Below are 13859 nucleotides of genomic sequence, written 5' to 3' on the forward strand. Positions count from 1 at the left end.
CCTGACGGCTCGGCGCGCGTTCGTTCTCGACGATTGGCTGGGGCCTGTTTGGCTTCGACAGGTAATGACTGATGACTTTCAACAAATCGTTATGGACGTCCTACGGCGTCATGGCCGTGTTCGTTCTGCTCTGGGGCAGTGCGGCCATCTTCACCCGCTGGGGACTCGATCACGGCACTCCGTTCGCGCTGCTGGTCGTGCGATTTTCTCTGGCGCTCGCTGCGGTTCTGCTGATCGGCCTGTACCGCAGGCGCTGGCGGCCCGCGCCAGGTACTGCCTGGCAGACGGCGGCCACCGGGCTGCTGATGATTGGCTGTTATTCGATCTGCTACTTCCAGGCCATGGCCTACGGAGTGACGCCAGGCGTGATCGCCACGCTGCTTGGCGTGCAGCCGATTCTCACCTTGCTGCTACTGGAGCGGCGCTTCTCGCCACTGCGCCTGCTCGGGCTGCTGGTGGCGCTGGCCGGCCTGGCCGCGGTGGTGTTCCAGAGTCTGGTGCTGGCGCGGTTCTCGCTCGCCGGGATGCTTTTCGCCCTCGCTGCGCTGCTGTGCATGACCTTGGGCGCGATTCTGCAACAGCGGATCCGCCAGAGTCCGGTGGAAGTGCTGCCGATGCAGTACGGGGTAAGCCTGCTGCTGTGCCTGGCATTCGTGCCGTTCCAGCCGATCCGCCTGGAAGCGGTGACAGGCTTCGTCGTTCCGGTGCTCTGGCTGGGGCTGGTGATTTCGGTGGCCGCGCAGTTGCTGCTGTACCGCATGATCCAGACCGGCAATCTGGTCAACGTCACCAGCCTGTTCTACCTGGTGCCGGTGGTGACCGTCGGCATGGACTACCTGTTCCTCGGCAACCAGCTATCGCGCATCGGGTTGCTGGGGATGGGCGCGATCCTGCTGGGGCTGGCGCTGGTATTCAGGGCTGCACCGCAACAGCGCTCTCGATAAGGCGCAGGCCGGGCGGCGAATACGCTGCCCGGCCGAGCCGCGAGCTCAGCGGACCACGCGATAGCACGGCGTGTAGGGCACGCCACCCGGCAGCTTCATGCGGTGCTGCTCGACGAAGGCCTGCAGCAGCTTGTCCAGCGGCTGCATGATCGCCGCATCGCCGTGGATTTCGTAGCGGCCGTACTGCTCGATGCGGCGGATGCCCTTGTCCTTGACGTTGCCGGCGACGATGCCGGAGAACGCCCGGCGCAGGTTGGCGGCCAGCTCGTGTGGCGGCAGGTCGCGACGCAGCGGCAGGCTCGCCATGTTTTCGTGAGTCGGATCGAACGGCCGCTGGAAGCCTTCTTCGATCTTCAGCAACCAGTTGAAGTGAAAGGCGTCGTTGCGCTCGCGCCGGAAGCGCCGCACTTCGCGCAGGCCCTCGGTCATCTGCCGTGCGACTTCGGCGGGGTCGTCGAAGACGATCTGGTAGCGCTGCTGGGCTTCCTCGCCAAGGGTTGCGCCGACGAAGTCATGCAATTGCTGCAGGTAGTCCGCCGCATCGCTCGGGCCGGTGAGGATGACCGGGAAGGGCACGTCGCGATTGGCCGGGTGCAGCAGGATGCCGAGCAGGTAGAGGAACTCTTCGGCGGTGCCGACGCCGCCGGGAAAGATGATGATGCCGTGTCCGACGCGGACGAAGGCCTCCAGGCGCTTTTCGATATCCGGCAGGATCACCAGCTCGTTGACGATCGGGTTCGGCGCTTCGGCGGCGATGATGCCGGGCTCGGTCAGGCCCAGATAGCGGCTGCCGACTCGCCGCTGCTTGGCGTGGGCGATGGTGGCACCCTTCATTGGGCCTTTCATGACGCCCGGTCCGCAGCCGGTGCAGACATCCAGGCTGCGCAGTCCCAGTTCGTGACCGACGCGCTTGCTGTACTTGTATTCCTCGGTGCTGATCGAGTGCCCGCCCCAGCACACCACCATGCTTGGCTCGACGCCGGGGCGCAGGGTGCGGGCGTTGCGCAGCAGGTGGAAGACGTAGTCGGTGATGCCCTGGGAGGTGCTCAGGTCGATGCGTGCGCTGCTCAGTTCGCTCTCGGTATAGACGATGTCGCGCAGGGCGCTGAAGAGCATTTCGCGGGTGCTGGCGATCATCTCGCCATCGACGAAGGCGTCGGCCGGGGCGTTGAACAGCTCCAGGCGCACGCCGCGATCCTGCTGCAGGATGCGCACCTCGAAGTCCTCGTAGGCCTCGAGAATGGTCTTGGCGTTGTCGATGCGCGTGCCGGTATTGAGGATGGCCAGGGCGCACTGGCGGAACAGCTTGTGCGTACTGCCGGAACCGACTTCGCTCAGTTGCTGCACTTCGCGTTGCGACAGGGTTTCCAGGCTGCCTTTGGGAGTAACCGAGGCGTTGATTACATTGCGTTGGGTCATTGAGGATTCCTGAAGACGATGGTCGCACCATGGATGGCCGGTGCGTCGGAACGGCAGCTGCCTGGCTGTCATCCGCGTGAAGATGCGGGCGGGACGGGTCAATGGCAGTTGCCTGGCATGCCGCCATCTTAACGCGGTGACAGCGCTACGGTAGGCGATGCCGACGCCCGCGAAGGCAAAAAGCCACGGCGACCTCGATATCGTCCCGTGGCCCATGGCGATCTGACTTCGACCTTCAGGGCAGGTCGGCGGTTCGGCCCGAACGGCTCGGCAGCGACCAGTCAGGTCCAGCCGTAGCGAACCAGATGAAAGAAGATTGGTGCAGCGAAACAGACTGAATCCAGCCGATCGAGCATGCCCCCATGCCCCTCGATCATGTGGCCCCAGTCCTTTACACCACGGTCGCGCTTGATCGCCGACATCACAAGGCCGCCGAAGAAGCCCAGCAGATTCAGCAGCAGTGCCATCAGTGCCGCCTGCCACCAGTCGAACGGGGTGATCCAGTACAGCGCCGCGCCGATCAGGGTGGCCAGGAAGATGCCGCCGACGAAGCCTTCGACGGTCTTGGACGGCGACAACCGCGGTGCAATCCTGCGCTTGCCCGCCAGCTTGCCGCACACGTACTGCAGTACGTCGGAGAGCTGCACGACGATGATCAGCCAGGCGATCAGCAACAGGTTGCGACCTTCGTAGCCGGCAATCTCCAAAGTGAGCAGTGCCGGCACGTGGGAAACGCAGAAGACTGCGATCATCAGGCCCCATTGCACTTTCGATGCGCGTTCGAGAAAGCGCGTGGTGTCACCGCCGAGCGACGCCAGGATGGGCAGCAGCAGGAAGACGTAGACCGGAATGAAAATGGTGAACAACCCGTACCAGCCAATACCCACCAGCAGATATTGCAGGGGCAACACGAGGTAGAACGCCGCGACCAGCGCCGGATAATCGCTACCGCGGGTCGGGGTCAGGGTCATGAACTCGCGCAACGCGAAGAAGGACACCAGATAGAACAGGATCACCACCGCGGTGTGCCCCAGCCAGAAGGCGACGCCAATCACGGCGACCATCACCCACCAGGCATTGATGCGCGCATTGAGGTTGTCGATCACCGGGTTCTGCGCCGCGCCGCTGCGCCGTTTGAGCACGAAGCCGATCAGCGAGGCGAGGGCGAGCAGGGCGCCGATACCGGCGAACAGCAGCAGGGTATTACGCTCCATGTCGGTCTTCCTTGGGGGCCAGTTCCAGCAGGGCCAGACGGGCGCGTTGGAGAAAGGCGTCCTTGTCTTCGTCATGCTCGATGCTCAGCGGCGTACCGAAACTGACGCTGCATAGCAAAGGCAATGGCAGGCTGCGGCCCTTGGGCATCACCCGGTTCAGGTTGGCGATCCACACCGGCACCAGTTCGACGTTCGGGCATTGCAGGCCCAGGCGGTACAGCCCGCTCTTGAACGGCAACAGGCCGTCTTCCGGATTGCGGGTACCTTCGGGAAAAAGAATCAGCGAATCGCCATCGGCCAGCGCGTCGAGCATTGGCTGCAACGGATTCGACTCCGGGCCACTGCCCTGGCGATCGACCAGCACGCCATTGAACAGGCAATGAATGACGAAGCGGCGCAGCGCGCTGCTTTGCCAGTAATCGGCTCCCGCCACGGGCCGGGTCCGGAGTCGCAGTTCGGGCGGCAAAGAGGCCCAGAGCAGCACGAAATCACCGTGACTGCTGTGGTTGGCGAAGTAGATGCGTTGCGTGTTGAGCGGCGCGCAGCCGATCCAGAGGCTGCGGGTACCGGTCAGCAGGCGCGCAAGGGATGTAATCGTGAAGGCAAGCAGGGAGCCGAGCATGGATGATGGTCCTCGGGATTGGCGCAAAGGGGTGCCGGTGGCCGCTTCAGTTCGCTGCGGTTCGTACCGATGCGGTTTCCGCCAGGCCTCGCCTGACCCGGTTGGCCAGCGTGAGAACGGACAGTACGGCGACCAGCAGCAACAGGGCGTTCACCCACGCGGCGGGCAGCAGGCCCAGGGCAATGCCGGTGGCCAGCAGGCCGAAGGCGAACGCCCTGTCGCTCTTGCCCATGGGGCCGTCGTAGCGTCGCGAGGCACCAACCATCGGGCCGAGCACGCCGGCATATTCGGCCAGCGCCGCCAGCACCACCACCAGCACCACGGCGCCAGGCCAGACGCCGGCTACCAGCGCGAGCGGCAGATAGAGCGCCGCGTCGGCGGCAACGTCGCAGAGTTCGTTGAGGTAGGCGCCGAGCTTCGATTGCTGGCCGAACTCGCGGGCCAGCATGCCGTCGATGGCATTCAGTGCCATGCGCAGCAGCATCCACAGCGGAATCAGCAGAAATATCCCGCGATGCTCGGCCAGTAGCGCGACCGCAGCGGCGACGCCCAGCGATAGGACCAGTGCAGCCACGGTGACCTGGTTGGCTGTCACGCCGTGGTCGAAGAGGCGCCGGACCAGCGGGCGCAGCAGCGCCTGGAAACGGGGCTTGAGCTGATAGATGGAGGGCATGCATCGATTCCTTTCGATGATGAGGGGCTTTCGAGCGCTCCGGGCGGCTGCCTGCAGGTCCCGTGCGCGCTCGGCACTCTGCGACAAAGCCCGAGCTGTCGCAAGCATCTGCCGTTCCTGGCGGGCCATTTTGCGAAGCGTTGAACGCTTTCGCTCAGGGCGGCGCTCAGAAGGCGAAAGGCAGCACGCTGTCGGGACGCTGGCGAGCTTTCAGTAGCCGGTGAAACTCCGTGGGATTCTTTACCAGCACGTCCGGTTTGCCCTCGAAATGCTGCGCCGCGATCAGGCGCGACAACCAGAAGCGTACACAGGCCACGCGCAGCATCGGCTGCCAGAGCTCGGCTTCGGCCGGGGTGAAACGACGCAGCGCCGAGTAGGCCGCCAGCAGCGGTTCGCTACGCTCGCCGTCGATCTCGCCGTTGGGGTGCGAGCACCAGTCGTTCACGGCGATGGCCAGGTCGTAGAGCATCGGCCCGGAGCAGGCGTTGTAGAAATCGATCACGCCGGTCAGGTGAGTACCTTCGAACAGCACGTTGTCGCGGAACAGATCGGCATGCAGGTTGGCGCGCGGCAGGGCGAGGAGCTTCGGCCGCAGTTCGGCAATCTCTGCCAGGCCGTCGCGCAGCAGCGGCAGCTGCTCTTCGGGCAGGCTCAGTGCCAGGCTCGGCCCCTGTTCCTGCATCCAGTCCAGGCCACGGTCGCTGGCGCGTTCGAGGATATGCCCGCGGGTGGCCAGATGCAGGCGGGCCAGCAGCCGACCGACCTCGGCACAGTGGTGCGGATTGGGCTCCACCACATGCTTGCCGGGCAGTCGCGGCTGCAGCAGTGCGGGCTTTTCCGCCAGTTCGCGCAGGGCTTCACCGCGCTCGGTGCGTAGCGCATAGGGCACCGGCAGGCCGGCGCGCTGCAGCACGTCGAGCAGTTCGATGAAAAACGGCAGATCCTGGGTAGGGCCACGCTCGATCAGCGTCAGCACGTATTCGCCCTGCTCGAGGCTGACGAAGAAGTTGCTGTTCTCGCTGCCCGCGGCGATGCCCTGAAAATCGCGCAGCCGGCCAAGCCGGTACGGCGCCAGGAAGGCCTCCAGCTCATCGTGTTGCAGGGGCGTGAATACCGACATGCTGTCCTCCTCGCGGATGATCGGTTACCAGCTGAAGATCTTCCAGGATGGGATCAGCATGTCCGGCTGGTCGGAGCGGACGAAGTTGCCATCGTTACCGTCGGCGCGCACCAGAAAGTAGGGCTTGCCGTGCTTGGGGGTGACTTTCACGGCATAGAGAAAGCCGTTGACGCGGTACTCCTCGACGGTACGGTCGCCTTCCTGGCGGATGGTGACGTCCGGCTCGCCGTCTACCGACTCCTGGGCGAAGCCGGCCAGCGGGGCGCATGCCAGCAGGCTGGCCAGCATCAGGTGTTTGAGAGCGCGCATGGTAACCTTATCCCTTTGTCGATAAGTGGTCCTTCGCATTCTAGCTCCGGGCCCGCCGAAAAGGTTGATTCCGCTCATGAGCCAAGCCCCTCTCGTCCTGGTGGACGGTTCGTCCTATCTCTATCGTGCGTTCCATGCGCTGCCGCCGCTGACCACCTCCACCGGCAAGCCGACCGGCGCGGTCAAGGGCGTGCTGAACATGCTGCTCAGCCTGCGCCGGCAGTATCCGGACAGCCCGTTCGCGGTGGTCTTCGACGCCAAGGGTCCGACCTTCCGCGACGCGCTGTTCGAGAACTACAAGTCTCATCGTCCGCCGATGCCGGATGACCTGCGCTCCCAGGTCGAGCCGCTGCATGCCAGCGTCCGCGCCCTCGGTATGCCGCTGCTGTGCGTGGAAGGCGTCGAGGCCGACGATGTGATCGGCACCCTGGCCCGGCAGTGCGCGGCGCTGGGTCGCGACGTGGTGATCTCCACCGGCGACAAGGACATGGCCCAGCTGGTCTGCCCGCACGTCACGCTGGTCAACACTATGACCGGCAGCGTCTACGACATCGAGGGCGTAAAGGCCAAGTTCGGCGTCGGCCCGGAGTTGATCATCGACTTCCTCGCGCTGATGGGCGACAAGGTCGACAACATCCCCGGCGTGCCGGGCGTCGGCGAGAAGACCGCCTGCGGCCTGCTCAACGGTATTCCCGGCGGGCTCAAGGGGCTGTACGACAATCTCGAACAGGTCGCCGGGCTGCCGATCCGTGGCGCCAAGAGTCTCGGCGCCAAGCTTGCCGAGCACCGTGACGCGGCCTTCATGTCCTACGAGCTGGCGACGATCAAGATTGACGTGGCGCTGGACGTCGAGGTTGGCGACCTGATGCCCGGCGAGCCGCACCGCGAGGCGCTGATCGCCTTGTACCGCGAGCTGGAGTTCAAGAACTGGCTCGACGACCTGCTGCGCGAGGCCAAGGCGGCGGGCGAGAACTGCGAGGTGCAGCCCGAGGGCTGCTCGATCCAGGCCGAGGCACAGTACGAGACGTTGCTGGAACAGGCCGATTTCGACCGCTGGCTGACGCGTCTGAAGGCGGCCGAATGCTTCGCTTTCGATACCGAGACTACCAGCGTCGATGCCCAGCGCGCCGAGCTGGTCGGCGTGTCGTTCGCCGTCGAGCCGGGCCAGGCGGCCTATGTGCCGCTGCGCCATTCCTACATGGGCGTGCCGCAGCAGCTCGAGCTGGATGCTGTGCTCGGCGCGCTCAAGCCGCTGCTGGAAGATCCGGCGAAGACCAAGATCTGCCAGCACGGCAAATACGACATGAACGTGCTGATGCACTATGGCATCGAGATGCACGGCATGACCTTCGACACCATGCTCGAATCCTACGTCCTCGATGCCACCGCCACCCGCCACGACATGGACAGCCTGGCGCTCAAGTACCTGGGTCGCGGCACCATCCGCTTCGAGGACATCGCCGGCAAGGGTGCCAAGCAACTGACCTTCGACCAGATCGCCATCGAGCAGGCCGGGCCCTACGCCGCCGAGGATGCCGATGTCACCCTGCGCCTGCATCAGACCCTGCTCGGCAAGCTGGAACAGACGCCATCGCTGCTCAAGGTGCTGACCGAGATCGAGATGCCGCTGGTGCCGGTGCTGGCGCGCATCGAGCGCAACGGCGCGCTGGTCGATGCGCAACTGCTCGGCCAGCAGAGCGTCGAGCTGGGTGAGAAGCTGGTGCAGCTGGAACGCGAGGCCTTCGACATCGCCGGTGAGGAGTTCAACCTCGGCTCGCCGAAGCAACTCTGCGCGATCCTCTATGACAAGCTCGGCTGCCCGGTGATTTCCAAGACCGCTGGCGGCCAGCCGTCCACCGCCGAAAGCGTGCTGGCCGAACTGGCCGAGCAGGATTACCCGCTGCCCAAGGTGATCATGCAGCACCGCTCCCTGAGCAAGCTCAAGGGCACCTACACCGACAAGCTGCCGCAGCAGATCAATCCGCGCACCGGGCGCATCCACACCAGTTATCACCAGGCGGTGACCGCCACCGGCCGGTTGTCCTCCTCGGACCCGAACCTGCAGAACATCCCGATCCGCACCGCCGAAGGCCGGCGTATCCGCCAGGCCTTCGTCGCCGCGCCGGGCTACAAGCTGCTGGCGGCCGACTACTCGCAGATCGAGCTGCGCATCATGGCCCACCTGGCGCAGGACGCCGGCCTGCTGCATGCCTTCCAGAACGATCTGGACGTGCACCGCGCCACGGCCGCCGAGGTGTTCGGCGTGCCGCTGGAGCAGGTCAGCAACGACCAGCGACGCAGTGCCAAGGCGATCAACTTCGGCCTGATCTACGGCATGAGCGCGTTCGGCCTGGCCAAGCAGATCGACGTCGGCCGCAAGGAAGCGCAGGAGTACATCGACCGCTACTTCGCCCGCTACCCGGGCGTGCTCGCCTACATGGAGCGCACACGTGCCCAGGCCGCGGAGCAGGGCTACGTCGAAACGCTGTTCGGCCGTCGGTTGTATCTGCCGGAAATCAACTCGAAGAACGGCGCCATGCGCAAGGGTGCCGAGCGCACCGCGATCAATGCGCCGATGCAGGGCACCGCGGCGGACATCATCAAGCGCGCCATGATCGCGGTGGACGGCTGGTTGCAGGAAAGTGGACTGGACGCCCGCGTCATCCTGCAGGTGCACGACGAACTGGTGCTGGAGGTGCGCGAGGACCTGCTCGAGCAGGTACGCGAAGCCATCTGCCCGCTGATGAGCCAGGCCGCCAGTCTCGATGTGCCGCTGCTTGTGGAGGCGGGTGTTGGCAATAACTGGGACGAGGCGCACTGACCGGGCTGCCGAACGTTGTCGTTAGCCGACGAAATTTTTTTTCCCGCGTTGAACTTCCGCTGTAGCCCGGCGGTCAGAGCTTGCGAAGGGTGTGAAAGCCCTTCAATGCTCCTTGTTGTGTTAAGTGTTGGCAGATCTCTGGACCCCGCCCTAGCGGTCCGGATTTGAACCTCGAACTTCCCCCTCCCCCAACGAAGTTCGAGGTTTTTTTTGCCTGCAGAAAAGCCGGTTCGCTCGGATCGAGGCGCTTGGTCGTAATCGCCATGCTGTGCAAACTCTTGCGCAGTGCTGCTGTGGATAAGTCAGTGGATAAGCTGTTGCCAACGTGATTGCTGGCGAGCTTGAGCAGGCTGTGCAACTTGCCGTTTCACGGCAATTCCAACCCACCCCCAGCCTTGTGCAACCCGCGCAGATGCTCGCCGATCTGGGCCAGATTCACTTCGATCGCTTCCAGCTCCTTCCTCCGCTCGTCCCCCAGCAGCACCCGGACTTCCTGGTCCAGTTCCTCGCTCAGCTGATTCAGGCGTAGTTGGCGTTGTTCGCTTTCGCGTTCCAGGCGGGTCCATTCGCTGGGCTGTGGCAGGCCGTAGCCCTGGCCGTCGAGCAGTTCGGCGGGGCGGCTGAGGTAGCCGCTGTTGGCGAGGATTTGCTGCAGGGCGCCGTCGGCTTTGTTCAGCGTGGCGTCCCGGCCACGGCCTCCGAGGTAGCGGTTCTTCAGTTCATCCTGGGCCAGCAGCAACTGGCGGCGCAGGGCGGCCTGTTCGACCAGCAGCAGGGCGGCAGCGGCGCGCAGGTCGGCGCGCTCGATCCACGGCTGGCGTTCGACGGCGTCGAGTTCCAGCCATTCTTCGACGCCGTCCTGCGGCAGACCGAGGCGCTCCTTGAGGATGGTGAACATCGCCTGGTAGCGATCACGGTAGGAGTCGAAGCGATAGCCCAGGCGAAGCGCTTCACGCGGATCGTCGAGTACGCTGGCGTCGGCCAGGCCGCGGTGGATCAGGATCTCCAGCAGGCCATTGGGCAGGATGCTGTCCAGGGCGACGAGTTCGTTGCGTGCGGTGCCGCTGCGCAGCAGCTTGAGGGTTTCCACCGCGCAGTTGTTGGACAGGAAGTAGTAGTCGCCGTCGTAGCTCCAGTGCAGCTCGGCGCTGCGTTGGACCAGCGCGCGAATATCCTCGCGCTGCAGCTTCAGCGGCACCGAGGCCAGCCCGCGTAGTTCCACCTTGGTGTATTCGTCGATCACCTGGCCCAGTGGCAGGATGAACAGTCGCGACGGATATACCCCGGTGAGACCGTCCCAGCTGGATAGTTGCACGTCGTCGACGAACGCGCGGAAGGACAGCACCAGGTGATGGTCCAGATCCAGCCGGCAATCGGGGCCGGGCTGGCGGCCGGGGGCGCAGATGACCAGGCGCAGCATGCTGTGGCCCCAGCGGCTGACCCAGGCGTCGTTGGCTTCGGCGAACAGGTAGTCGACTTGGTAGACGCGCGCAGGGTCGAGGCTCAGCAGGGGCGTGCGGCCGAACTCGCGGCCGGCGTTGAGAAAGGGATAGCCGCTGGCGCAATCGAGGGGCTCTGGTGCCCAATCGAAGTGCTCGCTGAAGTAACGATGCAGCGTTGGTCGTCGACAGGCGTAACTGGGATCGAGCAGGAAGTACTCGAGGTTCACCGCGACGAATTCCAGCGGACTGGTCAGCTCGTAAGGATCGGGGCTGCGCGACAGTTGGGCGTTGTCCTGCTCACGTTGGCCGCGCTTGCCGATGCGCTGCGGCCAGCCGGCTAGGTCGAGCAGGCGCGGATCGTCGCTGAGTGTGAAGCGGCGGGCGGTCTGTCCCCGGCAGCCGTCAGGCAGGCCGATCAGTCCGAGGCTGGCGGCACGCTGGCGGCACTGGCCCTGCAGCAGCTGCTGCCCGGGCGACCACAGGCGCGCGCGGTCATACAGATGCGCCACTTCGTGAACGACCGTGGCGAGCAGCTCACGTCGCACCGTGCCATGCGGACGGTCGGTACGCTGGCTGGCGGCGCTGCCGTCGCTGAGCGCCGGCAGCAGGCGGCGATTGAGCTCGAGGCGATTGCCACCGGCGCGTCCGTAGGCTTGCTCCGGCAGGTCGTCGCGCCACTGCACCCGCACTTCGCGGTCGAGGGCGCGCACCAGCCGTGGCGGCAGGGTGGCCATGGCTTCGTCCAGCAGTGCCTGGCTGGCGGCGCTTTGCTCTGTCGACAGTTCGTGCTGGTCGAATACCAGGCGCAGGTCTGCCTGGGCAGCGGTTGCGGCCAGGCTCAGGCAGCTCGCCAGCAGCCAGGCGCGGGCGTGGATCACAGCGAGAGGATGGCTTCGGCCAGCTGCAGGTCGCTGGCGTTTCGCGCCCCGGGAAACTCGCTGCGTAGCGAGCCGATGGCTGCTTCCAGATGCGCACCGCGGATCTCGCCGGCGCTGGCGACGAAGCTGGCGGCATCCTCACGCGCTTCGACGATGATCTTCATGTCACTGACGCGACTAGTCACGTCGGAGGTGAAGTTGATGCTGCGATCCAGTGCGCGGACCACGATATTGCTGGTGGCGACCAGCGTCTGCGCGTGGGCGGTGCCCGCGAACACGGCCAGCGCCAGAGGGGCGGCGAGCAATAGCTTGTACATGGATGAATTTCTCACGGGTCGGAGCACCGGCAGGCCGGTGCGGCTATTGGATGAGGATCGCTTCGGCCAGTTCCAGGTCGCTGGCGGCGAGCCCCGGATGCTCCTGGCGCAGGCGCGACAAGGCGGCCTGCAGGCGTGCCGCGACGAGCTGCCCCTCGCTGGCGACGAAGCTGGCCGCATCGTCGCGGGCTTCGGCGATCAGCTTGTTGTCGAAGGGGGCGCTGGTCAGCTTGCTGCTGACGAAGCTGCTCTGCACGCCGCCCGCGATGGTGACATCGAAGGCGTGTGCCGAGCCGGTGACGAGCATGAGTGCCAGAATGGCGATTGGAAACCTGCGCATGTGAAACCTGTTGCCGGAAAACGGCCCCAAGGCTAGCGAAAGGCCTTCGCCAGGGCCAGTGTCCTTTGCATCCGCAGGTTTCGGCTGCGTTCGGTCGCGCCGCTCGGGGCTTCAGAGAGCGAGTATTGCCTGGGCCAGTTGCAGATCGCTGGCTTCCAGTCGTGGCTGCTGGCTGCGAATGTGCCGCAACGCCGCCTCGAGTTGCACGCCGCGCAGGTCACCTTCGCTGGCGACGAAGCGGGCGGCATCGTCGCGAGCGTCGAGCACCAGCTTGTCGTCGCGCAGGGACGAGCTCAGGTCAGAGGTGGCGTCCACGGTATTGATCAGGCCGCCGACCAGCATGTCGGTGGTGGCGCTGAAGCTGGCGGCCGAGGCACCGCCGCTCAGCAGCAGACCGGCAGTGAAGAGGGGAAGCAGGATTCGGGACATGGCAGATCTCCAGTTGTGAGGCTCTAGACCGCGCCAAGTGCGTCGCGTTCCCGCCGCTGCGGCCGTCGGCACGCAGCATAGGCCGGGATTGGCTGGCTGGATAGTTGCTGTCGCCTTAGCGCCAGAACGGCTTGTCCAGTTCTGCTGCGCGCTCGCTGTGACTGATGCCGATGTCGGCCAGCTGGCGGTCGTCGAGCTGGGCCAGTTGCTGGCGGGTACGGCTATTGCGTTGCCAACGCTGCAGCACTTGCAGCACTTGCAGCAACTGCCGCCAGTTGCGGCTGGCACGGGTGGCAACGTACGGACGAGGCAGTGTGCGGTCCATGGTGCACGTCCTTCCCGGTGTGACCGGGTGCGGTTATGGGCATACAGGATCGCGCGCGCCCAATGCGTGCAACAGCCACAGGGAAATTCGATTGTGCCGGTTCAGTTTAGTGATACGCGAAGCTGTACCGCTGCGCGGCAGCAGCAACTGTTTTGCCGTGGAGCGGCTAGCGACGTGGCGCCCGTGCCAGAGTGCCGGGCGTGGTGCCGAATTGCTGGCCAAAGGCGGCGATGAAGGCCGAGGTGGATTCGTAGCCGCAGGCCAGCGCCACGTCGGTGACCGGCTGGCCATGTTCCAGCAGGGGGAGGGCGCTGAGCAGGCGCAATCGCTGGCGCCAGGCGCGGAAGCTGAGGCCGGTGTCACGCTGGAACTGGCGCGTCAGGGTCTTCTCGGACACCTGCAGCCGCTCGCTCCATTGCGTCAGGCTGAGTGAAAGGTCGGGCTGCTCGTAAAGCGCCTCACAGACCTGGCGCAGCCGGGCATCGCCAGGCCAGGGCAGGGAATAGCCGATCGCCGGTGCGGCCCGCAACTGGTCCAGCAACACCGCCGCCAGGCGACCGTCGGCACCCCCTTCGTCGTACTCCACCGGCAGCGCGCCGAACGCGCGGATCAGCTCGCGCAGCAGCGGGCTGACGGCCAGCACCTGGCAATGCGCAGGTGCCCAGGCCACGGCACGCCGGTCGATGTACAGGCTGCGCATTTCGGTCTGTGGCGAGCTGATCACCTCATGCAGCAGGCCCGGGGCAATCAAAATGGCGCGCTGTGGCGGGGCAAGGAACCGGCCGCTGTCGGTGTGCACGCGCAGCACGCCGCTGATGGCATAGGAGAGCTGTGCCCAGGGATGGCTGTGGCGCGGCGTGGTGGTGCGCTCGGGCAGTGATTCGCTGCGGGCGAACAGCGGGCGCGGCAATGTATCCATTGCCGGAACGCTGCGCTGGGCGAGCTGCCCATGTCCTTTTCGCGACATTTGTGTGGCCGATGGCGTTAGTCGGATAGTCGAGGCGAC

At 65.4% G+C, this 13859-nt stretch carries 14 protein-coding genes; 2 read left to right on the forward strand and 12 right to left on the reverse strand.

Translation table 11 applies throughout. The features are described 5' to 3' along the window. Positions 1-71: 71 nt before the first annotated feature. Positions 72-944 (forward strand): DMT family transporter, encoded by an 873-nt coding sequence (locus B597_RS33975; RefSeq protein ID WP_003291680.1) that lies wholly within the window; start codon positions 72-74, stop codon positions 942-944. Between the two features lie 45 nt (positions 945-989). Here the strand turns inward: B597_RS33975 and ppnN are convergent, their stop codons facing one another. From ppnN to B597_RS34005, 6 genes are all read right to left on the reverse strand, one after another. Next, positions 990-2363, reverse strand: coding sequence for a nucleotide 5'-monophosphate nucleosidase PpnN (gene ppnN, locus B597_RS33980; protein WP_003291681.1), 1374 nt, complete (start codon positions 2361-2363; stop codon positions 990-992). Between the two features lie 281 nt (positions 2364-2644). Further along, positions 2645-3577, reverse strand: coding sequence for a phosphatidate cytidylyltransferase (locus B597_RS33985; protein WP_003291682.1), 933 nt, complete (start codon positions 3575-3577; stop codon positions 2645-2647). Beyond that, positions 3567-4199 carry a lysophospholipid acyltransferase family protein gene (locus B597_RS33990; RefSeq protein ID WP_003291683.1) on the reverse strand — a complete coding sequence of 211 codons (633 nt, stop codon included), beginning with the start codon at positions 4197-4199 and terminating at the stop codon, positions 3567-3569. The genes B597_RS33985 and B597_RS33990 overlap by 11 nt, the downstream gene beginning before the upstream one ends. A 46-nt stretch (positions 4200-4245) precedes the next feature. Next, on the reverse strand, positions 4246-4872 hold the full coding sequence (locus B597_RS33995) for a CDP-alcohol phosphatidyltransferase family protein (protein ID WP_024161962.1): 627 nt from the start codon (positions 4870-4872) through the stop codon (positions 4246-4248). A gap of 166 nt (positions 4873-5038) precedes the next feature. After that, positions 5039-5992, reverse strand: coding sequence for a homoserine kinase (locus tag B597_RS34000; protein WP_003291685.1), 954 nt, complete (start codon positions 5990-5992; stop codon positions 5039-5041). Positions 5993-6016: 24 nt separating this feature from the next. Continuing rightward, a complete protein-coding gene (locus B597_RS34005) occupies positions 6017-6301 on the reverse strand; it encodes a DUF2782 domain-containing protein (protein WP_003291686.1) in 285 nt (94 codons plus the stop codon). Positions 6302-6377: 76 nt separating this feature from the next. Here B597_RS34005 and polA point away from each other — a divergent pair, with 76 nt between their 5' ends. Further along, a complete protein-coding gene (gene polA, locus B597_RS34010; RefSeq protein ID WP_003291687.1) occupies positions 6378-9122 on the forward strand; it encodes a DNA polymerase I in 2745 nt (914 codons plus the stop codon). Positions 9123-9489: 367 nt separating this feature from the next. Here the strand turns inward: polA and B597_RS34015 are convergent, their stop codons facing one another. The 6 genes from B597_RS34015 to B597_RS34040 form a co-directional block, all read right to left on the reverse strand. Beyond that, positions 9490-11442: a DUF7844 domain-containing protein gene (locus tag B597_RS34015; protein ID WP_003291688.1), complete on the reverse strand. Its 1953-nt coding sequence runs from the start codon at positions 11440-11442 to the stop codon at positions 9490-9492. After that, positions 11439-11759 carry a DUF2388 domain-containing protein gene (locus B597_RS34020; RefSeq protein WP_003291690.1) on the reverse strand — a complete coding sequence of 107 codons (321 nt, stop codon included), beginning with the start codon at positions 11757-11759 and terminating at the stop codon, positions 11439-11441. Before B597_RS34020 ends, B597_RS34015 begins: the two co-directional genes overlap by 4 nt. 43 nt (positions 11760-11802) lie before the next feature. Continuing rightward, positions 11803-12099 (reverse strand): DUF2388 domain-containing protein, encoded by a 297-nt coding sequence (locus B597_RS34025; RefSeq protein WP_024161963.1) that lies wholly within the window; start codon positions 12097-12099, stop codon positions 11803-11805. Positions 12100-12210: 111 nt separating this feature from the next. Continuing rightward, positions 12211-12528 carry a DUF2388 domain-containing protein gene (locus B597_RS34030; protein WP_003291692.1) on the reverse strand — a complete coding sequence of 106 codons (318 nt, stop codon included), beginning with the start codon at positions 12526-12528 and terminating at the stop codon, positions 12211-12213. Between the two features lie 115 nt (positions 12529-12643). Further along, a complete protein-coding gene (locus B597_RS34035) occupies positions 12644-12853 on the reverse strand; it encodes a DUF1127 domain-containing protein (RefSeq protein ID WP_003291693.1) in 210 nt (69 codons plus the stop codon). 166 nt (positions 12854-13019) lie between these two features. Next, positions 13020-13820 (reverse strand): AraC family transcriptional regulator, encoded by an 801-nt coding sequence (locus B597_RS34040; protein ID WP_024161964.1) that lies wholly within the window; start codon positions 13818-13820, stop codon positions 13020-13022. Positions 13821-13859: the final 39 nt, after the last annotated feature.

Origin of the sequence: Stutzerimonas stutzeri KOS6 (assembly GCF_000307775.2) — a bacterium.
In the GTDB taxonomy this organism is placed as follows: domain Bacteria; phylum Pseudomonadota; class Gammaproteobacteria; order Pseudomonadales; family Pseudomonadaceae; genus Stutzerimonas; species Stutzerimonas stutzeri_B.

What these genes read in the sequence shown, in the direction of transcription:
- B597_RS33975 (WP_003291680.1), top strand. Translation starts at nt 72, where the DNA reads ATGACTTTCAACAAATCGTTATGGACGTCCTACGGCGTCATGGCCGTG.
- ppnN (WP_003291681.1), bottom strand. Translation starts at nt 2,363, where the DNA reads ATGACCCAACGCAATGTAATCAACGCCTCGGTTACTCCCAAAGGCAGC.
- B597_RS33985 (WP_003291682.1), bottom strand. Translation starts at nt 3,577, where the DNA reads ATGGAGCGTAATACCCTGCTGCTGTTCGCCGGTATCGGCGCCCTGCTC.
- B597_RS33990 (WP_003291683.1), bottom strand. Translation starts at nt 4,199, where the DNA reads ATGCTCGGCTCCCTGCTTGCCTTCACGATTACATCCCTTGCGCGCCTG.
- B597_RS33995 (WP_024161962.1), bottom strand. Translation starts at nt 4,872, where the DNA reads ATGCCCTCCATCTATCAGCTCAAGCCCCGTTTCCAGGCGCTGCTGCGC.
- B597_RS34000 (WP_003291685.1), bottom strand. Translation starts at nt 5,992, where the DNA reads ATGTCGGTATTCACGCCCCTGCAACACGATGAGCTGGAGGCCTTCCTG.
- B597_RS34005 (WP_003291686.1), bottom strand. Translation starts at nt 6,301, where the DNA reads ATGCGCGCTCTCAAACACCTGATGCTGGCCAGCCTGCTGGCATGCGCC.
- polA (WP_003291687.1), top strand. Translation starts at nt 6,378, where the DNA reads ATGAGCCAAGCCCCTCTCGTCCTGGTGGACGGTTCGTCCTATCTCTAT.
- B597_RS34020 (WP_003291690.1), bottom strand. Translation starts at nt 11,759, where the DNA reads ATGTACAAGCTATTGCTCGCCGCCCCTCTGGCGCTGGCCGTGTTCGCG.
- B597_RS34025 (WP_024161963.1), bottom strand. Translation starts at nt 12,099, where the DNA reads ATGCGCAGGTTTCCAATCGCCATTCTGGCACTCATGCTCGTCACCGGC.
- B597_RS34030 (WP_003291692.1), bottom strand. Translation starts at nt 12,528, where the DNA reads ATGTCCCGAATCCTGCTTCCCCTCTTCACTGCCGGTCTGCTGCTGAGC.
- B597_RS34035 (WP_003291693.1), bottom strand. Translation starts at nt 12,853, where the DNA reads ATGGACCGCACACTGCCTCGTCCGTACGTTGCCACCCGTGCCAGCCGC.
- B597_RS34040 (WP_024161964.1), bottom strand. Translation starts at nt 13,820, where the DNA reads ATGTCGCGAAAAGGACATGGGCAGCTCGCCCAGCGCAGCGTTCCGGCA.